20 protein-coding genes are annotated in these 24,417 nt (G+C 44.5%); 10 read left to right on the top strand and 10 right to left on the bottom strand.

The annotated features are described in order from the left end of the window. Window positions 1–204: 204 nt before the first annotated feature. A complete protein-coding gene (galU, locus tag ACRRSY_RS08365; protein WP_432453660.1) occupies window positions 205–1,029 on the top strand; it encodes a UTP--glucose-1-phosphate uridylyltransferase GalU in 825 nt (274 codons plus the stop codon). 30 nt (window positions 1,030–1,059) lie between these two features. Here the strand turns inward: galU and ACRRSY_RS08360 are convergent, their stop codons facing one another. Then, the gene (locus tag ACRRSY_RS08360) at window positions 1,060–1,539 is read right to left on the bottom strand and encodes a GNAT family N-acetyltransferase (protein WP_432453661.1); all 480 of its coding nucleotides are present in this window, start codon (window positions 1,537–1,539) and stop codon (window positions 1,060–1,062) included. Window positions 1,540–1,807: 268 nt separating this feature from the next. On the opposite strand from ACRRSY_RS08360, the gene rdgC reads away from it, so the two are divergent. The 6 genes from rdgC (at window position 1,808) to ACRRSY_RS08330 (ending at window position 11,423) form a co-directional block, all read left to right on the top strand. Next, window positions 1,808–2,716 (top strand): recombination-associated protein RdgC, encoded by a 909-nt coding sequence (gene rdgC / locus ACRRSY_RS08355; RefSeq protein WP_432453662.1) that lies wholly within the window; start codon window positions 1,808–1,810, stop codon window positions 2,714–2,716. A 178-nt stretch (window positions 2,717–2,894) separates the two neighbouring features. Further along, complete coding sequence (gene trhP, locus ACRRSY_RS08350) at window positions 2,895–4,262, top strand: prephenate-dependent tRNA uridine(34) hydroxylase TrhP (RefSeq protein ID WP_432462933.1); 1,368 nt, start codon at window positions 2,895–2,897, stop codon at window positions 4,260–4,262. A 2-nt stretch (window positions 4,263–4,264) separates the two neighbouring features. Further along, window positions 4,265–4,537: a YfhL family 4Fe-4S dicluster ferredoxin gene (locus ACRRSY_RS08345; protein WP_432453664.1), complete on the top strand. Its 273-nt coding sequence runs from the start codon at window positions 4,265–4,267 to the stop codon at window positions 4,535–4,537. A gap of 415 nt (window positions 4,538–4,952) precedes the next feature. Beyond that, window positions 4,953–7,124, top strand: a complete 2,172-nt coding sequence (locus ACRRSY_RS08340) for a pectate lyase family protein (protein ID WP_432462932.1) — start codon at window positions 4,953–4,955, stop codon at window positions 7,122–7,124. 586 nt (window positions 7,125–7,710) lie between these two features. Next, a complete protein-coding gene (locus tag ACRRSY_RS08335) occupies window positions 7,711–9,912 on the top strand; it encodes a pectate lyase family protein (protein ID WP_432462931.1) in 2,202 nt (733 codons plus the stop codon). A 320-nt stretch (window positions 9,913–10,232) separates the two neighbouring features. Then, on the top strand, window positions 10,233–11,423 hold the full coding sequence (locus tag ACRRSY_RS08330; protein ID WP_432456191.1) for an NRAMP family divalent metal transporter: 1,191 nt from the start codon (window positions 10,233–10,235) through the stop codon (window positions 11,421–11,423). Between the two features lie 66 nt (window positions 11,424–11,489). Here ACRRSY_RS08330 and ACRRSY_RS08325 read toward each other — a convergent pair whose 3' ends face one another. The 5 genes from ACRRSY_RS08325 to ACRRSY_RS08305 all read right to left on the bottom strand — a co-directional run bounded on the left by ACRRSY_RS08325 (window position 11,490) and on the right by ACRRSY_RS08305 (window position 16,704). Beyond that, window positions 11,490–12,806 (bottom strand): MFS transporter, encoded by a 1,317-nt coding sequence (locus ACRRSY_RS08325; protein WP_432462930.1) that lies wholly within the window; start codon window positions 12,804–12,806, stop codon window positions 11,490–11,492. Between the two features lie 55 nt (window positions 12,807–12,861). Then, the gene (rhmD, locus tag ACRRSY_RS08320) at window positions 12,862–14,070 is read right to left on the bottom strand and encodes an L-rhamnonate dehydratase (RefSeq protein ID WP_432462929.1); all 1,209 of its coding nucleotides are present in this window, start codon (window positions 14,068–14,070) and stop codon (window positions 12,862–12,864) included. A gap of 21 nt (window positions 14,071–14,091) precedes the next feature. Beyond that, the gene (locus tag ACRRSY_RS08315) at window positions 14,092–14,997 is read right to left on the bottom strand and encodes a dihydrodipicolinate synthase family protein (RefSeq protein WP_432459091.1); all 906 of its coding nucleotides are present in this window, start codon (window positions 14,995–14,997) and stop codon (window positions 14,092–14,094) included. Continuing rightward, complete coding sequence (locus ACRRSY_RS08310; protein ID WP_432462928.1) at window positions 14,997–15,770, bottom strand: IclR family transcriptional regulator; 774 nt, start codon at window positions 15,768–15,770, stop codon at window positions 14,997–14,999. Before ACRRSY_RS08310 ends, ACRRSY_RS08315 begins: the two co-directional genes overlap by 1 nt. A gap of 448 nt (window positions 15,771–16,218) precedes the next feature. After that, window positions 16,219–16,704: a GNAT family N-acetyltransferase gene (locus tag ACRRSY_RS08305; RefSeq protein ID WP_432453671.1), complete on the bottom strand. Its 486-nt coding sequence runs from the start codon at window positions 16,702–16,704 to the stop codon at window positions 16,219–16,221. A gap of 94 nt (window positions 16,705–16,798) precedes the next feature. Between ACRRSY_RS08305 and ACRRSY_RS08300 the strand changes: the two genes are divergently transcribed. After that, window positions 16,799–17,722, top strand: coding sequence for a LysR family transcriptional regulator (locus ACRRSY_RS08300; RefSeq protein ID WP_432462927.1), 924 nt, complete (start codon window positions 16,799–16,801; stop codon window positions 17,720–17,722). Window positions 17,723–17,782: 60 nt separating this feature from the next. Here the strand turns inward: ACRRSY_RS08300 and ACRRSY_RS08295 are convergent, their stop codons facing one another. Both ACRRSY_RS08295 and ACRRSY_RS08290 read right to left on the bottom strand, forming a co-directional pair. Then, window positions 17,783–18,088 carry a chaperone modulator CbpM gene (locus tag ACRRSY_RS08295; protein ID WP_432453673.1) on the bottom strand — a complete coding sequence of 102 codons (306 nt, stop codon included), beginning with the start codon at window positions 18,086–18,088 and terminating at the stop codon, window positions 17,783–17,785. A 2-nt stretch (window positions 18,089–18,090) separates the two neighbouring features. Beyond that, a complete protein-coding gene (locus ACRRSY_RS08290) occupies window positions 18,091–19,035 on the bottom strand; it encodes a DnaJ C-terminal domain-containing protein (RefSeq protein WP_432453674.1) in 945 nt (314 codons plus the stop codon). A 624-nt stretch (window positions 19,036–19,659) separates the two neighbouring features. Here ACRRSY_RS08290 and ACRRSY_RS08285 point away from each other — a divergent pair. Continuing rightward, window positions 19,660–20,589, top strand: coding sequence for a substrate-binding periplasmic protein (locus ACRRSY_RS08285; RefSeq protein ID WP_432462926.1), 930 nt, complete (start codon window positions 19,660–19,662; stop codon window positions 20,587–20,589). A gap of 404 nt (window positions 20,590–20,993) precedes the next feature. On the opposite strand, the gene ACRRSY_RS08280 is transcribed toward ACRRSY_RS08285, so the two are convergent. Next, on the bottom strand, window positions 20,994–21,326 hold the full coding sequence (locus ACRRSY_RS08280) for a DUF1840 domain-containing protein (RefSeq protein WP_432462925.1): 333 nt from the start codon (window positions 21,324–21,326) through the stop codon (window positions 20,994–20,996). Window positions 21,327–21,609: 283 nt separating this feature from the next. On the opposite strand from ACRRSY_RS08280, the gene cyaB reads away from it, so the two are divergent. Next, window positions 21,610–22,176 (top strand): class IV adenylate cyclase, encoded by a 567-nt coding sequence (gene cyaB / locus ACRRSY_RS08275; RefSeq protein WP_432453677.1) that lies wholly within the window; start codon window positions 21,610–21,612, stop codon window positions 22,174–22,176. Between the two features lie 454 nt (window positions 22,177–22,630). Here cyaB and ushA read toward each other — a convergent pair whose 3' ends face one another. Beyond that, window positions 22,631–24,292, bottom strand: coding sequence for a bifunctional UDP-sugar hydrolase/5'-nucleotidase UshA (gene ushA, locus ACRRSY_RS08270; RefSeq protein WP_432453678.1), 1,662 nt, complete (start codon window positions 24,290–24,292; stop codon window positions 22,631–22,633). Window positions 24,293–24,417: the final 125 nt, after the last annotated feature.

Raw genomic sequence — 24,417 nt, 5'->3', positions numbered from 1 at the left:
TGCACTAAAGCAGTGCAATTGAATCGTTGGAAGCCTCTGGCCAAACCAAGTGAATTCATATAAAACAATTCTAAAACAAACGCTTAACGACCATGCGCAACGACACTGGCATCGCTCTTGCTGCGTTTACCTTAGATATTCAATAACACTAAGCTTAGGCTTGAAACGAGCCTCGTTGAAAGGATACAAGGAGTTGCTATGTCCATGATAAAGAAATGTCTATTTCCGGTAGCAGGCTATGGAACCCGCTTTTTACCGGCCACTAAATCAATGCCTAAAGAAATGCTTCCCATCGTTAACAAACCCCTGGTTCAATATGGCGTCGAAGAAGCCGTTGCTGCGGGTATGAGTGATATGGCATTTATCACAGGCCGAGGCAAGCGTGCCATCGCCGATCATTTCGACATCAGTTACGAGCTCGAAAATGAAATCGCCGGCACCAGTAAAGAAGCCTACCTCAAAGAAATTCGTCACCTAGTCGACAATGTTAATTGTACCTATACCCGCCAGAAAAAAATGATGGGCCTGGGACATGCCGTGTTATGTGGTGAGACTTTAATTGGTCAAGAACCCTTCGCCGTAGTGTTAGCCGATGATTTATGTTTTGGTGATGACGGTGGTGTTCTTGCGCAAATGGCAAAACTATATCAACAATTCCGCTGTTCGATTATCGCCGTTATGGAAGTACCAAAAGAAGAGGCCCATAAATATGGCGTGATCGAAGGCGAAGCCTTACGAGATGATTTATTTCGAGTGACGTCGATGGTCGAAAAACCACCATTGGGCGAGGAGCCATCCAATTTAGCGGTGATCGGTCGCTATATTCTCACCCCAGACATATTTCATTTATTACGCGATACTCCCGCCGGTAAAAATGGCGAAATTCAGTTAACCGACGCACTGTTAACTCAAGCCCAAAACGGCTGTGTCATGGCTTATAAATTTAAAGGTAAACGCTTTGATTGCGGCAGTGTCGAAGGTTTCGTTGACGCAACCAACTACTGCTTTGAAAATCTTTACGGCAAGTAAATTCGGCAAAATGCGATCAAGCGCCAGGACTTAAGCCCTGGCGCTCATTTTAGGGTAAGCTCCAAATCCCATATGTACCAAGGGATAGCCAGTATAACGCTCGGACCGGTAACGCAATACTTGAAAACGATGCCGTAAATAGAACTGATAAGCCGCTACGTTGTCGACAAACAAATGTAACTGAAGATGCGAACGAAGACGTTTTGCCAACGCCAGTAACTGAGAGCCAATTCCTTTGCCCTGCCAATGTGGGCTGACAAACAAAGCAATCAACTGATGCTGTACCAAAACTAAAAAACCACACACCTGCTGAGACACTTCGGCCACCCACACTTCCGATTCGTATTGATACAAACGTTGTAAGGCCTCTTGCCGCTCCCACCAATATCTACTCGGCAAAAAGTCATGCGCTCGTAAACTTGCCGCCAGCCAAATATCACTAATTTCATCGCTGTCGGAGGTTTTGGCTTGGCGTAAGCTTAAAGTCGAAGCAAACTTGGAAAATGTCATTTAGGCATTCATCAACTGAATAAGTGGATTTTGAGTATGGATAATCGTGCGCCATGCCGATGTGAGTCAGCTCCTATTTCATGTGCGAGATTTCGATTCAGATCACAAATCATTAACAAACTGTTCAAATCTGGATCCGCGACGACAACAAAATCAATCATTGCGTCTTGCAAGTCAAAGCTCAAACTAAAAAAACGAAAATGGCCACTGACAAGTACGGTAGTTTTGTTAGAATAGCGCCCCTTATTTGACAAAGAGCCAATCCGTTATGTGGTTTAAAAATCTAATGTTGTTTCGAATCACCAAAGAACTGGAACTCGAACCAGAAAAGCTAGACGCTACCTTAGACGAGCTAAGCTTTAGCCCTTGCGGAAGCCAAGACCTAAGCAAGTTTGGTTGGGTAGCCCCCATGGGTAAATTCGGTCAAAGTTTGATTCATGTTGTCGGGAACGAATACTTGGTATGCGCCAAGAAAGAAGAAAAAATGCTCCCAGCTTCGGTGATCCGCGATACCTTACAAGATAAAATTGAACTTATTGAACAAGAGCAACAACGCCCGCTTAAAAAAGCCGAAAAAGATGCGTTGAAAGAAGAAATTATACTGAGCTTATTACCTCGAGCCTTTTCCAGAACCAATTTAACTTACGCTTGGATTAGTCCAGAAAACGACTTAATTGCGGTTGATGCGGGTAGCGTAAAGAAAGCCGAAGAAGTCGTCTCGCTGTTGCGAAAATCCTTAGGCAGCTTACCTGTGACACCAATTAAGTTAGCAAACCAAGCCGATGTCACCATGACCGACTGGTTAAACGAAAAGCTGGTTCCGGCTAATTTTGAATTGGGCGAAGAAGCCGAGTTACGTAGCGCCCTAGAAGGTGGTGGTATTATTCGCTGTAAAGAACAAGACTTATTCAGTGACGAAATTAAAGTGCATTTAGATGCCGATAAATTTGTAACTAAACTAGAACTAACTTGGGCTGAATCAATACGTTTTATCCTCAGTGAAGATATGAGTATCAAAGGTGTGAAGTTCACCGATACCATCACCGAACAAAATGAAGACATCGACAAAAGCGATGTAGCGGCACGCTTCGATGCCGACTTTGCCCTGACCAGCGGCGAACTCAGTAAAATGATCCCTGATCTCATTGCAGCCCTAGGCGGCGAATTAACCAGCTAAGTCCTCATTTAAACTTACCTATTTCACCAACCATTAACATACTTTCAAGTAGTTACTTAATGGTTGGTGATTTTTCATACAAAGCCATTGCAAGCCCCTTTAGCAAAGCGTAAAATGCGCGCCCTTATTGTGCTGCTCGCAGCCATTCTCAATGATTCGACTCAGACCCGGAGCTTTGATGTTCAAACCAGAATTACTGTCACCTGCTGGCACCCTAAAAAATATGCGTTACGCTTTTGCCTACGGCGCTGATGCTGTTTATGCAGGCCAACCTCGTTACTCATTACGCGTACGTAATAACGAATTTAATCATGAGAACCTTGAACTGGCGATTAACGAAGCACACCAGCAAGCTAAAAAGCTCTATGTGGTAAGTAACATCGCGCCGCATAACGCCAAACTAAAAACCTATTTACGTGACATTGAACCCGTCATCGCGATGCAACCCGATGCTCTCATTATGTCGGATCCTGGTATGATCATGATGGTGCGAGAAGCTTTTCCTGAACAAACCATCCATCTCTCAGTTCAGGCGAATGCGATCAACTGGGCAACGGTGAAGTTCTGGCAACAGCAAGGGGTTGAACGAGTAATTTTGTCCCGCGAGCTATCCTTAGACGAAATCGAAGAAATTCGGATGAAAGTTCCTGAGATGGAATTAGAAGTTTTTGTCCATGGTGCCCTCTGCATGGCCTACTCTGGCCGATGCTTGTTATCAGGCTACATTAACAAACGCGACCCCAATCAAGGAACGTGCACCAACTCCTGCCGTTGGAAATATAACGCTCACGAAGCCAAAGAAAACGAAGTGGGTGACATTATCGCCGCTCAGCCGCAAATCGTAGAGCCGACCTTAGGCGCAGGCGCACCCAGCGACCAAGTCTTCTTACTCCAAGAGCAAGGGCGCCCCAACGAGTATATGCCCGCCTTTGAAGACGAGCATGGCACTTACATTATGAACTCGAAAGATTTACGGGCGATTCAACACGTCGAACGTTTAACAAAAATGGGTGTGCACTCACTTAAAATTGAAGGCCGAACCAAATCTTTCTACTACTGTGCTCGCACCGCTCAAGTCTATCGTCAGGCGATCAATGATGCGGTGGCTGGTAAGCCATTCGACCCAAATTTAATGGGCACCTTAGAAAACTTAGCCCATCGTGGTTACACCGAAGGCTTCTTGCGTCGTCATACTCACGACGAGTATCAAAATTACGACTACGGTTATTCAATCAGTGATAGCCAACAATTTGTTGGCGAAGTGGCCGGACGCAATCCGAATGGCTTGGCCGAAGTCACCGTAAAAAATAAATTCATCTTAGGTGATACGCTCGAGTTGATGACCCCTCAAGGGAACCTGAGCTTCAAACTGGAGCATCTTGAAAATAAAAAAGGTGAGCTCATCGATGATGCGAAAGGCAGCGGACATACCGTGTTTTTGCCAGTTCCCGAAAATGTAGACTTAGCGCATGCATTGTTGATGCGCAATCTACAATCTGGGCAAAATACCCGTAACCCTCATCAAACAGCAAACGCCAAAGGTTAAGCATGGCGCTACAAATTAGCAAAAAATGCATCAACTGTGACATGTGTGAGCCAGAATGCCCGAATCAGGCCATCTCCTACGATGGCAGGATGACAGTCATTGATCCTGCGCGTTGTACCGAATGCAAAGGCCACTATGAACAGCCAACTTGCATCGCTGTTTGTCCTATCGACTGCATCAGCGTTAACCCAGCTTATGTCGAAAGCGAAGAGCAGTTGTACGATAAATTTGTCGCCTTACATGGCGACTTGCTGATTGCCAAATCGGCAAGCTAAGCCTACCCAACTAACCATAAATCACTTAAAGTCAGCATATCAAATTGCTGACTTTATTCTTTATAAAAGCATATTTCTCCCTTCAATATACTGCGACTAAGTCCACACAACTAAACAATAGAAAGTGATCCACAACACCTATTTAATGTTTTTATCAAAAACATTATTGCTATTTTTGTCATCTTATCTAAATGTAATAACTGCTCACAAAAGAAACAAATATTTACTTTTAATAAACCAGTATTTTGATAATAAATGGTTATTACTAAAATATTATCAAAAAAACGTAATCATTTAGAAAATACAGATCGGAGGCATCATCGAACCATCATAAATAAATAGATATAACAAAAATACCCTATACAAAAATTGAACGAATCAATTGACTAAAACTACATGATAAAGGACTAAATCAATGATTAGTAAAACCAACGTAGGCACTCTCAAGCCCTTGGGATACTTACTGTTATCGGTGCTAACACTCAACTCAAATGCACTGCTAGCCGCAGATAATCTAAGTATCGGAGCCGGATCCGATGGTAGTAGCAAGGCCAGTGGCACCAGCTATGGAAATGTTCGAGACGGTGATCTAAGCAGTTATTGGGCACCCAACGGCAGTAGTGGCAGAATTTCAATCAAATGGAGTAGCGAAGTTAGTGTTGCCTCTGTCGCCATTGTTGAAGCCACAAGCTATCAGGGAAATATCGGTTCATGGCAGCTCGTCAATAATGATGACGGCACGGTACTGGCCACTGGTTCTGGTGCTGGAACCATAAATTTCAACGCGATAAGCACCAAAAAGCTTAACTTCGAAATCCTCAGCGCTTCCGGTTTAGCCACCGTGGCTGAATTTGAAACCTATAGTAGTAGCGGTAACACAACACCGGAACAACCCTCTTTTGAATCATCATTATCAAGTTCGGTCAGCAACGACTCCGTATTACTCAATTGGAGTGTCAGCGGCATTGATCTTGCGAGTCAGCAAATTTATCGCGATACCGACGCCGATCCGTCTGGACGAGTGAGAATAGCCTCGGGAATAACCGCAAACACCTATACCGATAGCGGCCTAGCAAATGGGACTTACTACTACTGGATTAAATTCACCGACAGTGAAGGAAATAATTACAATACTGACGCCACTGCAGCGACCGTCAATGTATCGGATGACTCCGGCAATGTAGATCTTGATGCCGATTGTAATCAACTAGTCAACGACCCTTCAATCAACTGGTGGGAATCATCCTTACAAACAGAACAACAAATCGTCGAGTGTCTGGCTACATCGTTAGGTAAGCCTGTCGGCTTCGGTAGTCAAACCACCGGGGGCTACAACCCTGATGGCGGCAGTCACCTTGTTGTGATTACTAAAAACAGTAGTACTTCTGTTGAACAACAAATCCTCAACGCGATTAGTTCTCCTGCCTATAACTGGATAGTCTTCGATAAAGACGACTTCGCCACAGACACAACCGTTGCCATGTACCGCCTCGGTTGTAGCAATGGCGATGTACTCGATGCCTTAGATGGTGCCAGCGAAGCGGAATGTTTAAACCCACAACTTTGGTGTTCGAACCATGGTGTAGCAAGTGATGAGTGTGACGATACCTTCTTTAACGATAAGCTCAACGATAAGAGTCTAAACGCACTCAAAATTCCGATGATCGACTCCAATACCACCCTTGATGGACGCACCAGCAAAGTTACTTTTGAATTTAGTGGTTTCAAAATGGGTGCAGACAGCAGTGGTAGTAGCACCTATGTCACCGAAAATGTAATTGTCACCAACAACCGATTCATTGGTGTTGGCCACACCGAAGACCACAATCTTGATCCCGACATGCTGCGCTCTACCGGAGAGTCGCATAATATTTGGATCCACCAAAATACCTTCGAGCATACCGGTGACTCAGCCTTTGATGTGAAAGTGGGCGCTTACGATATTAGCGTATCCTTTAACAAATTGATCAATGTAAAACGTGCTGCCTTACATGGTTCTAGCGATAGCCGAACCGTGAACGACCAAATCACCACCACCATTCATAATAATTTGTTCATTACCACCGATGAGCATTTTGGTGACAGTGCCTACAATGGCCTGCGTCGAGTGCCACTAATGCGTCGAGGCCAATCACATATGTTTAACAACGTATTCTATGGCTATCGTAAAGACCTGCTGAGTGTACGCGTGGGTGGTCGAATTGCTTTTGAAGATAATATGTTCCTGAATAATATCAACAACAGCAAGGGTGATGACATGGATTACTGGCTTGAAACTTTATTACGTGACTATCGCGAAGGCGGCTTAGAGATCAGTGGAAGCTATGTTTGGTACGCCAATGCCAATTGCCAGCTTCAAGGCAATCCGGGCGATTTAAGTGCGTCTTATGGAACTACCCCAGATATGTTTTCCAGCTACGACAGCAGCAGTAAAAGCGTAATTAATAGTAATCGCTTCAGTGCTGGTGACGATTTGGCGCAATACAGTTTTGCCACAGCAGGTAAAGGCGGTTTAACACCCTATTTATCCCCTGCGGCTTTATCCACCCAACAAGTGATTGCGCAGGCCCCCTCTTCTTGCCAATAATGCTTCAATAAACTAAATACTGCCAGCTTCTAGCGAGGCTGGCTTTTTATCTTTCATACTAGTTCTTTCTCCGATAACCATCTGAAGCTATCGCGACAACCCATTCAAAGAGTTAGCAGTTATCATTTCACCGAGGCTTATCGCTTAATAAAGCGAGTCTCATCCACCCACGGCCACTAAAAATCGATCATATTTTGAATAAACTTATTGATGAAACAAATAATTAAAAATATCAAGTTGATAGCCGCTCCTCAAAAATTCAATTCTGCCCCCCAAAGACTCAATCATTAAAATTTCGCGAGTAATTTAGTGACTTACCGCAAATATTGAATATTTTCATCATGGCTATATTTAAGGCTTTGTCGTTATAATGATTACACGCTAATTTTTTTGAACCGATGTTTCTTTTAAATTCGCTTGTTATTTTATTTTTGATAAATTTAACTATTTAGTTATACATAAATTTAGATCGAACATTATGTGGTTCTTTAAACCTCAGTAAAATATCAACCAAAAACAGTACGGTTATTCACAATAAGTAATCGTTCTCGCAGATAAAGTGTTTTGATAAATAAGGACTAGTATCATGATAAGCAAGGGTAAAACACTAACAATGAAGCCACTGGGCTACTTGTTATTGTTAGCTGTCACCTCCTGCGGGGGTTCCTCTGACGGTGGCACACCAAACAGCACGCCAAGTGCAACCGCCACTGGTAGCAGCCTCGCCAATGGCACCAGCTACGACAACGTTATTGACAATGACCTTAGCAGCTATTGGGCTCCAGCTGGCGCAACTGGTTCTGTTTCTATTACCTGGCCAGCGCAACAAAACATTAGCTCAGTCACCATCACTGAAGCCGCTAATTATCAAGGTCACATCGGCGCGTGGCAATTAATCAATCAAGATAGCTCAAACACTACGGTGGGTGTGAATGCCAAGGCAAGCAGTGATTCGGTGATCATGTCGGGTTCTGGTGCGGGCACCATCAACATCAGTACCATCAAGACCAATAGCCTCACCTTCGAAATTCTCAGCTCGACAGGAGTTGCAACGGTTGCAGATTTCAAAGTTTCCAGCAGTGGCTCGACGCCCTCCTCCGAACCAACTCTCACTTTCAGTGGTAAAACGGCTGGTCCCTCAGTCACTTTAAACTGGACGGCTCGAAGTATTGAGGTTACAAATCAGAAAGTTTACCGTGATACCGACGCCACCTTCGAGGGTAGCAGTGCGATTCAATCCAACATCGATAACGTCAGTTACAGCGATAAAAATCTCGCCGACGGCAGCTACTACTACTGGTTAGGTGTCACTGATAAGGCAGGGACTGAGCACCTCAGTACCGCGTATCACGCCACCATAGATTCAAGCACGATTAACGCTTGTCATGACTTGGTGACAAACGCTGATGTGAATTGGGACGAATCTTCATTAAGCGAACAAGAGAAGGTTGAGTGTTTATCCTCTAGCTTGGGTAAGCCGGTGGGTTACGGTAGCAAAGCCGTGGGCGGTTATGATGTAGGTGGTAATAGTAACTTGGTTGTCATCAAAAAGCCGACAGATGGCTCGCTGGTTGAAAAACAAATACTCAATGCAATTAGCAGCGATGCCTACAACTGGATTGTATTTGATAAGGATGATTTTAAAGCCGATACCAACATTGCGATGTACCGTTTAGCCTGTGAGGAGCCTGCAGTGCTCAGCGCTCTGGACAATGCGAGCAAAGCCGAATGTTTAGACGCTGAATTATGGTGTACCAATCACGATGTTTCCAGCAGCGACTGTGATAATACCTTCTTCAACATCAAACTAAACGTTGATAACAGCAATGTGAAGAGTGCGCTGGCAGTTCCAATGATCCACTCTAATACTACCATCGATGGACGTGGCGCGAACGCCAACTTTAAATACAGCGGTTTTGAAATTGGTAATGGCGACGATACCCCGTCCGAAAACGTAATCATTAGCAACGTGCATTTTGTTGGCGGTGGCCACACCGAAGACCATGAAGCCGATCCGGATATGATCCGTTCAACTGGTCAATCGCACGATATTTGGCTGCATCAAAACACCTTTGACCACACTGGCGATTCCGCCTTCGATGTGAAGCAAGGTGCTTATAACATCACCGTTTCATTTAACAAATTGAAAAACGTGAAACGCGCGGCTTTACATGGTTCAAGTGATAGCCGTCCGGTGAATGCCAATATTCGAACCACAATTCACAATAACTTATTTGTAACCGATGATGCTTCTTACGCTGCTTCGGAGTTTAACACCGGACGTCGAGTACCGCTGTTACGCTGGGGCCAGTCACACATGTTTAATAACGTGTTTTATGGTTATCGAAAAGATGTATTGAGTGTTCGTAAGGCAGGTAGCATCTTATTTGAAAATAATATGTTCTTAAACAACACCAATAACGCGAAAAAAGATGATATTGACTATTGGGTCAAAAGTATCATCGGCACAAAACTAGTCTACGACGATGGTTCTAGTCTTGAGGTCAGTGGCACCAAGGTTTACGAATCAAACGCAAATTGTCAGGCCCAGGGTTCTGGTAGCAGCCTCGATGGCTCATCCGTATTAATCGGTAACGTCCCTGATATGCTTGCCAGATATGATGCCGCGAGTCAAAGCACCATTAACGTAAATATGATGGCAACTAGCCAAGACCTGGCCGACTATGTTTATGCGACCGCTGGTAAAGGAGGTTTAAGCCCTTATGTTGCCAACGACGCTCTCAGCGCAGCTGAAATCATTAAATTAGCGCCAGATACTTGTCAATAAACGACCGCGTTTAAAGCGTCTGCTTGAATTAAAAACCAGCTTCTCATGAAGCTGGTTTTTTATTTTTTCGTACCGCATTTTTATCGACGATATATCTCAAAGGCCAGCGCCCAGCGGGAGGCAGTTAACATTTGCTAAAAACTAAGCTTTTTGTAAATGGCATATTTGCTTTACAATGTTCGAATAATTATTAAACACCCAAACATAAACACAACACTTAGTAACAGGACGCCCCAGTGGAACAGAGTATTCCCAACACAACAACTTCCCCCGTGCAATCTTTACAAAAAATCATTCAGCTACTTGGACCCGGGATCTTAATGGCTACCGCCGCCATTGGCGGTAGCCATTTAGTTGCCTCCACCCAGGCGGGCGCCAAATTTGGCTGGCAGTTGGCCTTGTTAATCTTTCTGGTGAACGTATTTAAATACCCTTTCTTCCGAGCGAGTGTCAGTTATACCATCAGTACTCAGCAAACCCTGCAACAGGGTTATATGAGCATGGGCAAAGGCTACCTGCTGACAGCCTTTTTACTCAATTGTATCGCCGCCGTGGTGAACTCGGCAGCCTTACTCATGTTTGCCGCCAGTCTATTAGGTTATTTTGTGCCGGTAGCCTTACCCATGCCGGTGTTATGTGCCATCATTTTAGCCGCAAGCTTAGTCATCTTAATTGCGGGTCACTTTTCGGCGCTGAACAACGTTGCCAAAATAATCATGGCGGCATTGGTGGTGGCAACGCTGAGTGCAACCGCCATGGCCTGGTATCAAGGGCCGGTCGCTCCGGCAGATTATCAGGCGCCCTCGCCTTGGAATATGGCCACCATTGGATTTTTAGTGGTCACTATGGGTTGGATGCCCGCCCCCATCGAAATTTCAGGCATTACCTCACTGTGGTTAAAGCAGCAGTGTCAAAATGAAAAAGTCACCGCCAAGTCAGCCTTATTTGACTTTAATCTCGGTTATATGACGACGATGTTATTGGCCTTAGTATTTTTAGCCTTAGGTGCATTAGTTCTCAATGGCAGCGGTGAAACCTTAGCTGCGGGAGGCATTGGTTTTTCTCACCAATTAGTGAGCTTGTATGCCAGTACCATTGGCGAGTGGTCACGCTACCTCATCGCAGTGATTGCTTTCTTGTGTATTTTTGGCTCGTCGATCACCGTATACGATGGCTATTCGCGAGCCCTCGCCGAAGGTTTTTCCTTATTGAAAGGCCAACCAGAGGCTTCCAATAGCCAATTTGTGCGCTGGTTGCTGGTGGTATCGGTGGTGAGCTTTGGGATTATATTATTTTTTAAATCTGCTTTATTAGCGATGTTAGGCTTTGCCATGACACTCGCCTTTATGACCACCCCCATGTTTGCTTGGCTCAACCACAAGTTAGTCAACACGGCGGCCATTAAAACGGAGCTGAAAGGTGGACTCGGATTACGGGTCGTCAGTTACCTTGGCCTGATTTATCTTTTCGGCTTCTTAGCCTTATTCATCATTTGGAAGTGGGTACTGTAGCGACGCGGAGCTGTCATATCCCAATTAAAATAAGGCGGCTTTAAAGCCGCCTTATTTACATGTTCATTATTTAGCGATCACCTCTTCGGCTATAGGCTGCTGTGAGCCTGCTTGTTGTGGACGTAAACTATAAATCAAAATTGCGCCAAATATTGCAGTTACCCCCATCACAATCTGAGGGGCCATCGGATTGCCAAATATAGGCTCCGCAAATTCACGAACCGGAGCGCCCAAAGCGCCCCCGAAGGCACCAAACATGTTCACAAAACCGATCCCTGCTGCTAAAGCACTGCCGGAAAGTATCGCGCTTGGCATTGTCCAAAACATCGGCTGAACCGCAATGAAGCCGGAAGCAGCCAAAGACAAACAAAAAATAGAGGCAACCGGAGAAGCACTAAACACCGCAGAACCAATCACCCCAATCCCCGCAATTGTTAATACCAAGGCGGCATAATGCGCTTCAGCAAATCGCTTCGCCGCATAACGAGGAATATAATAAGTTGCAAAACCTGCAACCACCCAAGGAATAGCCGCAACAAGGGTTGAAATAAAAGTAACATTGACACTACTAATCAACTTAGCAACAGTTGAAGGCAAGTAAAATGCTAAACCATAAACCGACAGCTGAATCACCCCATAGGCGATGGCGAGCGCCCACACCCGGGGAATTTTAATCGCATCAGAGATCTTCGATGCCACCGATTTTTGCTCTTCTTGGCTCAGTTCGCGCATCAGGGCTTTTCTTTCCCCTTCATTTAAAAAGCGAGCGTAAGTAGGTTCACTATCTAAATAGAAGTAAACAAATACACCGACTGCGGCAGCTAATAAACCTTCCACTAAGAACATCCAAAACCAACCAGGATGGCCTAACCAACCATGCAAACCTTCGAGTAAGGCACCAGAAAAGGGGGTTCCCAGAGCCAAGGCAATACAAGGACCAACATAGAACATACCAATAATGGTGCCGCGGTTTTTTTGCGGGAACCATAAGGAGGTTAAGTAGATCATTCCAGGGAAAAATCCAGCCTCAGTGGCCCCTAGCAAGAAACGAGTGGTCACAAATTTAGTTTCGGTATCGGCAATCGCTAACGAACATGAAACCAAGCCCCATAGGATGGTGGTAAAGGCGATCCAACGTTTGGCACCGACTTTCTTCATTAACAAATTACATGGAGCCCCCAAGAAGGCGTAAGCTAAGAAGAAAATTGATGCCCCCGAGGCAAATGCGGCGCTACCAATTCCGGTATCAGCCATATACTGAACCTTCGCGACGCCGATATTTGCTCGATCGAGAAAAGCCAAAATATAGAGTAATAACATCAATGGAACGAGACGGACCATTGATTTATGGACAGCAGAATCTAACAATGCTGAATTGTTCATAACAAGACCTTTTATAACTAGAGCAAACGCAACGCACCTGCTCTAGTCCTAATAATTAATGAGTATAAGGGCGAATAAGACCATCGCGATTTAGCTCAACACCAAATCCTGGCTTATCGAGTTGGTCTTTGTGAATGCGACCTCGCTCGGGAACCGGTTCATTAATTAGAATGGGGTCAAATTGTGGACGAGTATGATCCGCTTTGGGCGCGGTCATCAAAAACTCACTGAAAGGTGAGTTAGTAAAAGTAATCACCGCGTGATGAGAATAGACGGACGAGCCGTGCGGCACCACTAACTGGCCCCGAGATTTAGCCACTGCCGCAATTTCTACGAGCGTGGTTAATCCGCCACACCAGCCAACATCTGGTTGCATAATGTTGACCCCAGTTTCAGATAACTCTTGAAATGACTCAAGGGTGCCATGGTGCTCTCCAGTCGTGACCATCATACCTGGTGGGGCTTTTGCTACTAGCTCACGATAAGCTTGATGTTGATTGGCGGGAAAACACTCTTCGATCCATTTCAAATTAACACCTGCTTGATGCATCGCCCAAGCGGTTTTAATTGCATAATTAGCATCCATACTCATCCAACAATCGGCCATTAACCAAAAGTCATCGCCGCAAAGATCTCGCATGTCTTTAAACTGCTTCACGGTTTCACGGATCCCAGCATCACCTTCATGCGGACCAAAATGCGTGGGCATTTTGCCACCAATAAAGCCCATCTCTTTAGCGAGATCGGGTCGTGCCCCGGTGGCATAAAACTGCAATTCATCCCGCACAGCCCCACCAAGTAACTTAAATACCGGAAGCTGGGTGACTTTGCCAAATAGATCCCAAAGCGCCAAATCAACACAGCTAATGACATTCATGACCAGACCTGCGCCGCCGTTATAGTACATTGACGCGCGGATCATCTGGTCGTGGATTAATTTTATGTCAGAGACACACTTGCCTTCGACAAAACGATTTAAGTGCTTCTCAACAATAAAACAACCGGGCTCACCAGCGGTTGAAACTGCAAATCCAGTGGTGCCATCGTCAGCTTCTACTTCAACGATCAGGGTACCAAGCACATTAATCCCAAAAGACTGTCGAGACTGTTCATATTCTTTATAACGACTCATCGGGGTACAGATCTTGTCATCAATCCAATGCCCACCTTGTTGGTCATGATAGTCTGCACCACCATTGCCTTTTTTACCTGTCGCCCCGCCTATGTAATAGGCACGAATTTCTTTTATTTTAGGTAACGTCATTTTGTTATATACTCCCGATCGTTAATTGACCGTTAATTCGACTAGTGTGTTAATTAATATTGCCAAGCTCTGAACCTTGGCAGTCGTGTAGCTCGAGTCTGATTCGGTATGGGTTAATGGGGATTGACCCATATCGAATCCTCGAGCTTCCATTGCAATTCGGTAGCCAAACGGAAAACGAATTGAGGACATCGCCATCATCGCTTCCATCGCTGCGAATTGAAGCTTTTTAGCCGCATCAAACTGACCGGCTTCAAATAAAGCGTTAATTTTCACCATCACTTCTGGCATCACCCCTGAAGTTGCGGTCATACAACCATCACCACCAAGCATCAACGAGCCATATAAGAACTCTTCGCGGCCAGTCATCACCCTAAATTCAGGATCAACCGCTTTACATAAGCTCAGCATTTTCATGAAATTAACTGAACAACCGCCAGAATCTTTAATTCCAACAACATTGGCTAAACGGGCTAGTTTTGCCGCCGTTTCGGCATTAATCGGATCCGCCATAAAAGGGATGTTATAAAGACAGATGGGGAGGTCTGTCGAGGCTGCAACTTTGCTTACAAAACTAATAATCGCGGCTTCATCGCAGGGATAAAAAGCCGGTGGCATTAACACCAATCCGGTGGCACCTTGTGACTTTGCAAAAGCCGCCAATTGAATACTCTCATCTGCGTTATTTGAAGGAATACCACTCCAAACTGGAACCCGCTCTTTCGCTTCGGCACAAACTGCTTCAATCACCGCACATTTTTGAGAAAAACTCATAATGCCAGCCTCTCCCACAGAAGAGATTGGGAAAATTCCGAGCAAACCTTGCTTAATTTGAAAATCGACAATTCGCCTGATTTCGGCCAAATTGGGGGACTGATCTTTCCATGGCGTTAATAAGGCACATAATACTTTTGGGGGTCTATTCATTAATTTACTTCTCCATTAAAACCTAGCTCTCTAGATATTGCGGTTGCTGTGTTTCGTACTTCTGAGGCGGCGTCTTCAAAGGTAAAATTATCACCAATGTGCATCACCGTACCCACCAAAGAAATCGCTGCAATAACGGCACCATGCTTATCGAAAATCGGTGCACTCACGCAGCGAATATTGGCGGCATCTTCTTCATCATCTTTCGCCCACCCAAGGCTTCGTATTCGCGTAAGCTCTTGCTCAAGCTCGGCCCGTGAACCAATGCTATTGGGGAGATGATCGACAAAACTGATTGATTTGATAATCTGTTGCTGCTTTGCTTTATCTAAATAGGCTAAAAGGCATTTGCCTAAAGACGAACGATAAATACAAAGTTGTTTGCCTTCCCAGGTTTTCACCTGGATGTGCGATAGGCTATCCACCCGAACTAAATAGATAGGCGTGTCATTGTCTAAAATCCCCAAATGACAAAGCATTTCAGTTTTGCTGGCAAGGGCTTCCAAATGCTGATAGGCAACGTCTCTTAAATCTTGATGTGCAGAAACGGCCCCACCCCATTCGAGTAACTTCAAACCCAGCACATATTGGCCGGTTCTATCTTGATCGACAATCCGCTCACGCTTGAGTTGATTTAATAAGTTATACACCGAACTTTTCGGTAGGCCGAGGATGCGAATGATTTGATTGGCACTGAGATTTCCATGAGCGACCAATACGTCAATAATTCTGATTGTTCGACTCAAAGCCGGTATGTTAACTTCTTTTTCCAAAATTCTGGAACCCTGTTTTGAATACTGGAAACAAGGTAGCACGAACTCATCGGTACTCAATCATTTGATGGAGAATTTATGAGCAAACTCACAGATATAGAGACTAGAAAATAACGAGAGAGTTTCCAAACAAGCGCAAACGGCTCAAAACAAAAAAGCCAGCTAGATATATTGCTGGCTTTGTTATAAAAACGGGCAGTTGCCCAACACTTCGCTGTTACGGTACTTTTCAACGCCTGAATAGAGAGCCAAACAAATTCACGGTGCTTGCCGCGTTCAATTCACAATCAGTCTTCCAACATTGAACAAAGGAGCCTGAAGATTCGGCGCAAGGTGTTTCGCTTCAATGGTGAGCTCCCAACGAACACCATGGCTCCGATTTATTCACCAAAGCTCAGCATACTCACCGCCGTTCAAAGCGGCAACTTTAAGCAAAAAAAAGCAACAACTAGCCTTCAATACTAGCAAAAAGCTTTAGATTTTTACCCGATAAGCGATAAGCAATCCATTCATCTTGTGGCTGAGCGCCAATACTATGATAAAAATCAATAGCGCTTTGATTCCAATCTAATACCGACCATTCAAAACGGCCACAGTCTTTCGCCACCGCAAGCCGAGCTAAATACGCCATTAAAGCCTTACCCGCCCCTTGACCGCGTTGATCTTGAGACACATAAAGATCTTCCAAATAAAGGCCATATTGACCCAGCCAAGTAGAGTAGTTAAAGAAATACACCGCAAAACCAATCGCCACACCATCCTGTTCGCAGATGAGCGCATGGGCATGGATCTCTGAACCAAATAAACGTTGTTCTATTTGTGCAACACTATTCACTACCGCTTTCGGCTCCTTTTCATAATTTGCGAGTTGCTGAATAAAATTTAAAATCGTCGCAGCATCGACTTTTTCTGCGGGTCTAATATTTAAGGGCATTTGCTTATCCTGTTGACTCAAAGTAGGGAGAGTGTAAGCTCTATAGCTTCATGAATACAGTGCATTATATGCAGGCGACAAATGAAGAGTGTGCATGGACAAATTTCCTAATATTGATCTCAATCTACTGAAGCTATTTGCCAGTTTATATCAAACAGGTTCTGTAACCGTCACCGCCGAAACACTTAAGCTGAGTCAATCTGCCTGTAGTCATGCGCTCACTCGCCTACGAGAACGACTAGGCGATGAGCTGTTCGTTCGTATCGAAAACCGAATGCTACCCACAGCCTATGCCCAACGTTTGGCTGAACATGTGATGCCAGCACTCACCATGCTCAATCAGGGCTTTGAGTTATCTCAAGCCTTTTCGCCGACGCAAAACCACAACTTTAAAATCGCCACTACCGACTATAGCTCTTGGTGTATGCAAGCGTTTACCGCTCACTTAAGCCAAGGGTTTAAAGCAATTAATATTGAGTTTCTACAATTAGAACAACGCCTACCAGAAGCAGCGCTTAAATCGGGAGAGCTCGACTTGGCCTGTGGTTTCAGCCATCAGCCAGAGAGTAGCGAAAGTTTAATGCGCTTAACTTGGCTTGAAGACCACTATGTTAATGCTCGTTGTGCGCAGCGAGGAACCCCAAGCCCACTCAACTTACAACAATTTTTAGAACATAAACATATTCTAGTCACACCTTGGAACGAATCCCGCGGCATCGTAGATATTAGCTTGGCCAAAATAAGAAAAAAGAGACAGATTGCGATTAAAACTGCCAGTGTATTAGCGGCTCCCTATTTTGTGCAAAATACCGACTATTTACTTACCCTCCCCCATCGCTATGCTCAACAGATGCAACAACAACTTCGTTTAAGCATAAGTCCCTTGCCCTTTAAACTTCCTAACTACCAACTAAATTTATATTGGCATAAAACCCGCTATCAGGATCCGAAGCTCATCTGGTTTATCGAACAGTTTCAACAATTCATCGAACAAACAGATACACTGCCACACCAATAAAGGACAGTGCTGAGCTTCACCTAACTGACAAATCATGAACCAATCACCACCAGAGACTAGCTAGCCGCCGATAAAGCGCTGAAGCTGTCTCTGGTAAGCTTGATTTTGCTTCAACAAATTTTCATTTTGTTGCAACAAGTTAACCACCATGGCGACCGCCACCCAATCTATTTCTAAGTCTTGATGAAGCCGCACCGCTTTTTTGATCCAATGAAGACTCGTAGTATCGAATATCCAGCGCTCTATCCCTTCCCCCTTTAGTGGCTGAACAATGCCGTATTCCACCACATTAATCAGCACATCACGCTCTATTCCTGCAAGTTGGCAGAGTTCATTGAAAGATATATTGACGAAAGCTTCACTCATGCTCATTCCCTCCACGCTGCTCTGGGATTAAAGTGACTACTAGAGGCCAGCGCCTGCCATAACGCTTGCTGCTGTGGCGTCGCTTTATTCGGTATCGCAATGCTGACCACCGCAAATAAGTCGCCAGTGACATTTTTACTTCTTAAGCCTTTACCCTTCACTCGCAATTTGCGCCCTGCTTGAGTATTCGCAGGGATCGATAAACTGATTTTCCCTTCAAGGGTGGGCAGTGTCACCTTGGTGCCTAAAGCGGCCTCCCATGGGGACAAGGGCAATGAGATATACAAATGATGTCCCTGCACATCAAACAGCGGATGCGGTACTAAACGAACATGCAAATAGAGATCGCCCGCAAAGCCACCACTGGAACTGGGGTGCCCCTGGCCTGGCACTCGGATCCGTTCACCATCGCAACTTCCCATCGGCACTTTAATCTTCAATTGCTTGGTGACATGCTCAAGCCGCCCGTTACGAAACACCGGCAGCTGATACTCGATGGTTTTATGCGTTTGTTGAATGGTTTCTTCTAAAAATAGCGGCAGTTCAATCTCGATATCCTGACCGCGTTGCGGCGCAGCTGAAGCCCGCTGCCGAAATGTAGCCCGATGCTGACCAAAAATTGAATTAAAAAACTCAGAAAAATCACCTTCGAATTGCTCGCTATCAGGCTCTTCAGCGTAACTGGTACTTCGCCACCCCGGTGGTGGGCGAAAGCCGTGACTTGACTGCTGTCTATATTGGCGAAGTTGATCATATTCAGCACGTCGTTTGGGATGTTTTAAAACTTTATACGCCTCAGCCAGTTCTTTAAACTTTGCTTCAGCTCGAGCATCAGAATTCATATCAGGATGGTATTTCAGCGCGAGCTTACGATAGGCCGCTTTGATCTCTTTGCTTCCCGCATCAGGCTTCACGCCAAGGATGTTGTAGTAATCTTTAAATTCCATACGCCGATCCTTCATTTCAAGGCCTCATTCAAGGCCTCATTCAAGGCCTAGCAGAGTTTAGAGAGTTCCAGATCAGCGCTTTTTCTCATGGGCGTAATAAGCACACCAAGAAGCAGGCAAAATCGAAGCCTCATGGATTCACTCTTCCTCGATCTAAGTGTAGGAGTTTCGTTCAAAAATGACGTGTTAATCCAACCAAGAGGTACACACAATACGTCGATTGAGAATAAATTCTGGCGAAACAATTTTCAGTCATAAAATCAGGTCACAACACCACAAAAAATCGCTTTGCTTGAATCAGGATAGTTAACTTCGAAAACGCAAAAACCCACTGCTTTTAATCAATATTAGTCACGATTTAAGAGCCATCAAGCTATCTCAGACTAAGCCAAGAGGTCCCTTATGCCACGAGTTGATATTGGGTGAATACCAGATTCCCCACTATACTATGAGAACTTGATGTGGTTTTTCGGAGCAAAATTTAAGTCTGAAGCAAACATGAATGGTCCACAAAATGCGGCTAAATTTTCATAGTCAAACCGTATCCAAATGTTTTTATACGAGCGGAGCGTATCTTGAACAACTCAAGGCATAAGAACTTATTTTTGAAAGGCTGACATATAGATGAAACCAGTAAAACTTTTTGCCCGGTATCCAAATAAATCTACTGTAGATCCCCAGTCTCAAAAAATGAGCCACGATGAACAATCCCCAAAGACTAGCGAAATGTTGAATAGGCTGAACAAACACTTTGCTCTGAAATTGAAATCATTAACAAATATTTTTCAAAAAAAAATATATAAGCGGATATGTTATTTAGCCATTTCCATTTTAATACTGACAATATCTAATCAAAAAGTCGCTGCTGAAACTATTGTGCTGGCCGCAGCAGCTGACAGTATTCCCACTTCATACCTAGAAAATGGTAAACAAACGGGCATTTTAATTGATGTTATAAATGAAGCATTTAATCGCGCTGGGTATACCGTTGAAATTCAACTCATGCCTTGGGCCCGATGTTTAAAATCCGTCAAATCTGGTGATGTAGATGGTATATTCTCAGCATATTTAACCGATGAACGACAAGAGTTTATGAGCTATACCAGTGAAGTCCTGATCACTCAGGTACAAGCTTTTTTTGTTTCGAGTAATTCTACAGTTACCTATGACGGTGACCTCACAAAATTGGTTGATAAATCGATTGGCGTGATTAATCACACCAGCTATGGGCCAAAACTTGATGCTGCATTGGCTGAAGGACTATTCTCAAAAATAGATGTAGCTCAAAACTCTAAAAGTAATGTTCGAAAACTTTTAGCTGGCCGAGTAGATTTGATCCCTTCCTATCGGCATGTTGTGTTAAGCACCGCTAAATCGCTGGGAGAAATCAATAAAATAAGGCAATTATCCCCGAATCTGGAGGCGGTTCCAAGTTACCTCGCATTCACAAGAAAACGCGACTTCACACAACTCATTGCAGATTACAACAAAGCTCTTGCATCGATGAAGGAAGACGGTACTTATGATATGATTTTTAACAAGTATCTTCAGTGATCCTTCGTTTAGCCGCGCCATCAACGCGCGCGAAAAACCGAAAAACATACTCTCAACTAACCTTAAGCAGGCTTACTTCGCTGATTTCGTAAATGACTTAACAGCAATGAAATAACAATGTTCTTACTGAAGTTCTGAATCAACAATCACCAACAAAACAGTTTCATTCAAATATGAATATCTCAAATTCATATTCCACCAACGCCTGTTTAACAAAAACGTACACCGACTCAAGGTTGAAGCCGCCAAATCGTACTTAGAAACTAACATGAGTGGACACTATAACTGAGGCTAATGCTGTTACTAACAAGGCGACTTAGTATGTTTGACAGATACTTATTACATGATTATTGTCACCCTAAAAACCTTACGCAAAGCAATCAGACAAAAAGCCTTAGCCATCCTTATGGATGTTGATTACCAATCGCCTCCCACATCACGTTACATTCTTCTTTAGCAGCTGCGGTCAATAACTCAATTAAGGGAAATGCTCGATGCCCCAAACTCACAGGCGCTTCAATCAAATCGTCGGCTTCATCTTTGGCATCGCCAAGTTCCGGCGCTTTTTCCGCTAGATCTATCGCAGCTTTTAACTGAGCAAGTGCGGTTGCCACATCTGCAGCCAAAATTGCTCCGGGCACGTTGTCACTTTGGCCCATCATCTTCAACATCTGTAGGCCCACATCACCAAACATCGTAATATCCGCATAGGCTTTACAGCTAAATGTAATCAACATATTATAACTCTACTGTTTTAATTGTTATTAATAATACCACGTTTAGAACTCATCTCATCGCATGTGGCATCACACTGAATACAATAAACTACTTCGACCCACCATAGCATATTGCGATACCACATAATTAATGAAATGTCACATCGCACCATTGAATCAACGAGCTAGCCAGCTCGTCGCAAGCTTCGCACCCACACGCTTTGGTTCAAGAGTTTTTGTCTACTTTAGCGCTACAGTCATGCTAATATTCAGTCCTTCCCGATAAAATAAGAAAGCAAAATAAATGAGTTCAGAGCATTTCAAGGGGCAATATGAAGTCGAACTAAAATTTAAATTGCCGTCAAAATCTGATTTTTTGCAAACCTTAGCTAAGATACCTCATAAGGTAATGCTTCTAGATAACGTCGAATCGGATTGCTACTTCGATACATCCACTCAACAACTTCAAGCGCAAAATAAGAGTGTTTGTATCCGTGAGATGGAACCGTCGGGAATAAAATTATGGATAGTCAAAGGTCCAGAGTTTGATCGCTGTGAAGCGACGAATATCATCAATGCAAACTCAGCAAAAAGTATGTTGCAAACTATGGGCTATCAGGTCGCTTTACAAGCAAAAAAAATCCGTAGTATTTACTTCATCGGTCAGTACCATGTAACACTAGATTATCTCGAAGGAATTGGACACTTTGCTGAATTTGCGATTATGACCGATGAGCAGTCAATGCTAGCAAACTATAAAGTTGAACTCGAAAGCTTAGCCAGTCAATTTGGTTTAAGCACTCCAGACCTAGAGACAAAATCTTATCGTGAGTTATTCATCGAACAAGCGACACAATCCTCTCACTGCTGATATGAGTTGTTTCTCCCCAACCGCCTAGATGTGACGCCATAAGAAAGCTAAGCCGAAAATTCATAAAACCAATCAGTCGATGTAATCCAAATTTTTGAGAACTTAGCCAAGTGATATCCCTTCGTCTATACGCTTAAAGCCGCGTGAGATAACAAAGCTATGTATGATGCAATTCAACCAACCACTAAATGGGTTTAACGGCTACCCAACTTGCTAGCAAAACAGCAATCGGGTTTATACCAAGATAAGTAATGGTATGAGTTAATCCTGAAGTCGGCGGTGGTTCAAGCCTAACAACAGACCTAGAAAAATACTGATCAGTCCCAATGAATACGCAAGTATTAAGCACTATACTCCGACGATTATAAGGCTCGAGACCAAATTTTCGAGGCAACCATCAAGCAAGGAGCCAACTCCAGAATCAGTTATGTAGCTTGATTGATGAAACGTTTAATTAGCGATAAGTGATCTCTCCTTGAGCCGCGAAATCTGCCGCATTCAGCGGGCTATGCTGTTGCATAAAGGCTTTTAGCACTTCAGCATCCACGAAGCCAGTATCAACAAAACCCCGATGTTCGGTAATCTTAGGGTAACCATCGCCGCCTGCTGCATTGAAGTTTGGTACAGTAAAGCGGTAGGTTTGAGCGCTGTCCAGCGGCTGACCAGCAATCACCACATCGCTCACCTTGCCGTTACTCACGGTCATCTCAATCCCAGCAAATTGCGCATAGGCCCCGGTATCCACCGGCATGGTCGCCACGACCGACAAATACTCGAGCACTTCAGCACCGCTCATGTCCACATAGGTAATGGTATTGGAGAAGGGTTGTACCGTAAGAACATCTTTATAGCTCACATCACCGGGCTCAATCGAAGCACGCACTCCGCCAGAGTTCATCACCGCAAAGTCAGCATTCACCCGCTGCATATGCGCCGTTGCGATCATTCGACCGAGGTTGGTTTGAGCAAACCTCACCTTATTTCTATCCCCTTCCAGACGTCCCTTGAGCTGCGCAATATTCACCCCAAGTTGCGCCTGCCCCTGTTGCTGATAAGGACTCAACAAAGCTAAAGCTTGCGGATCGGCGGCAATTTCGTCGGCGACCAATACCCGCAGCTTTTTACCGTCAAGCAGTACTTTTTTCTTCAAATTTACTGGAATAAGGCGATAACTATCGAGGCTAAACTCACCATTTTTAAACGTATAATCGGCGCGTCCCAAATACTTCCCCCATTCGTGGGCTTGCACGATCCAGGTGCCATTTTGTTGGTCGGGTTGACACTCCGCGCCAGGCTTAAAATGAACATCGTAACGGTTTGGCTGCTCCATACACACTGGCTCTTGAGAGTGGCCACCAACGATTAAGTCTAACTCACCTGGTTTTAATGAACGCGCCAGACTCACATCACCCGGCGCATTAACCCCATGTTGCGCATTGGCGTAGTGCCCCATGTGGGTCACCGCAAATACTAAATCCGGTTGCTCTTGTTGATGCAGTTCTGCCAGTACCTTCTTCGCCTCGACTTTGGGATCCCGAAACTCGATATCAGCCACCGTATCGGGATGCACCAATTTATAGGTATCTTCCGTCGTAAAACCGATCACCGCCACTTTAACGCCCTGCAGGTCGAAAATTGTATAGGCCTGAAATTTACGCTGACCGGTGGATCGTTGATAAATATTGGCCGATAAGAAGGGAAATCCCGCCCACTCCTGCTGCTGCGCCAGCACCGCCAAGCTGTTATCAAACTCATGATTGCCTAAAGCCATCGCATCATAACCGAGTAACTTCATCCCCTTAAAGTCAGGCTCGGCATCCAGTAAATCTGACTCCGGAACACCAGTATTAATGTCCCCGCCAGACAACAGTAATACACTGCCCCCTGCAGCCGCGACCTCTTTACGGATCCCATCGATGAGGGTTTTACGCGCCGCCAATCCGTATTCGCCGTATTTATTCTGCCAAAAACGGCCATGATGATCGTTGGTATGTAACACGGTGATTTTATAGCTATGATCAGGCTGCCAACTATGACTGGGCTGGGTGCTGCAGCCCACTAACACACTCATGAGTAGCACAAAGGGTAATATTGCAAAACGATAACAGCGCTTCATCTTCATTCCTTGATGATCAGTTAATGAAGAATAATAATAGTTCAGTTACTTTCAACAAGAACAGAGTCTTACAAAGAAAATTCAAGTTATATTGGCAATTTTCTCAGATATCAGCCAAAGATGTT

Source organism: Agarivorans sp. QJM3NY_33 (assembly GCF_050870865.2).
Classification (GTDB): domain Bacteria; phylum Pseudomonadota; class Gammaproteobacteria; order Enterobacterales; family Celerinatantimonadaceae; genus Agarivorans.
Note: the sequence above shows the minus strand (reverse complement) of the source record. Positions and strands in the feature narration are given on the sequence as shown.

Excerpts from the sequence above, each read along its gene's own strand:
- galU (WP_432453660.1), top strand. The coding sequence starts at position 205 with ATGATAAAGAAATGTCTATTTCCGGTAGCAGGCTATGGAACCCGCTTT.
- ACRRSY_RS08360 (WP_432453661.1), bottom strand. The coding sequence starts at position 1,539 with ATGACATTTTCCAAGTTTGCTTCGACTTTAAGCTTACGCCAAGCCAAA.
- rdgC (WP_432453662.1), top strand. The coding sequence starts at position 1,808 with ATGTGGTTTAAAAATCTAATGTTGTTTCGAATCACCAAAGAACTGGAA.
- trhP (WP_432462933.1), top strand. The coding sequence starts at position 2,895 with ATGTTCAAACCAGAATTACTGTCACCTGCTGGCACCCTAAAAAATATG.
- ACRRSY_RS08345 (WP_432453664.1), top strand. The coding sequence starts at position 4,265 with ATGGCGCTACAAATTAGCAAAAAATGCATCAACTGTGACATGTGTGAG.
- ACRRSY_RS08340 (WP_432462932.1), top strand. The coding sequence starts at position 4,953 with ATGATTAGTAAAACCAACGTAGGCACTCTCAAGCCCTTGGGATACTTA.
- ACRRSY_RS08335 (WP_432462931.1), top strand. The coding sequence starts at position 7,711 with ATGATAAGCAAGGGTAAAACACTAACAATGAAGCCACTGGGCTACTTG.
- ACRRSY_RS08330 (WP_432456191.1), top strand. The coding sequence starts at position 10,233 with ATGGCTACCGCCGCCATTGGCGGTAGCCATTTAGTTGCCTCCACCCAG.
- ACRRSY_RS08325 (WP_432462930.1), bottom strand. The coding sequence starts at position 12,806 with ATGAACAATTCAGCATTGTTAGATTCTGCTGTCCATAAATCAATGGTC.
- rhmD (WP_432462929.1), bottom strand. The coding sequence starts at position 14,070 with ATGACGTTACCTAAAATAAAAGAAATTCGTGCCTATTACATAGGCGGG.
- ACRRSY_RS08315 (WP_432459091.1), bottom strand. The coding sequence starts at position 14,997 with ATGAATAGACCCCCAAAAGTATTATGTGCCTTATTAACGCCATGGAAA.
- ACRRSY_RS08305 (WP_432453671.1), bottom strand. The coding sequence starts at position 16,704 with ATGCCCTTAAATATTAGACCCGCAGAAAAAGTCGATGCTGCGACGATT.
- ACRRSY_RS08300 (WP_432462927.1), top strand. The coding sequence starts at position 16,799 with ATGGACAAATTTCCTAATATTGATCTCAATCTACTGAAGCTATTTGCC.
- ACRRSY_RS08295 (WP_432453673.1), bottom strand. The coding sequence starts at position 18,088 with ATGAGTGAAGCTTTCGTCAATATATCTTTCAATGAACTCTGCCAACTT.
- ACRRSY_RS08290 (WP_432453674.1), bottom strand. The coding sequence starts at position 19,035 with ATGGAATTTAAAGATTACTACAACATCCTTGGCGTGAAGCCTGATGCG.
- ACRRSY_RS08285 (WP_432462926.1), top strand. The coding sequence starts at position 19,660 with ATGAAACCAGTAAAACTTTTTGCCCGGTATCCAAATAAATCTACTGTA.
- ACRRSY_RS08280 (WP_432462925.1), bottom strand. The coding sequence starts at position 21,326 with ATGTTGATTACATTTAGCTGTAAAGCCTATGCGGATATTACGATGTTT.
- cyaB (WP_432453677.1), top strand. The coding sequence starts at position 21,610 with ATGAGTTCAGAGCATTTCAAGGGGCAATATGAAGTCGAACTAAAATTT.
- ushA (WP_432453678.1), bottom strand. The coding sequence starts at position 24,292 with ATGAAGCGCTGTTATCGTTTTGCAATATTACCCTTTGTGCTACTCATG.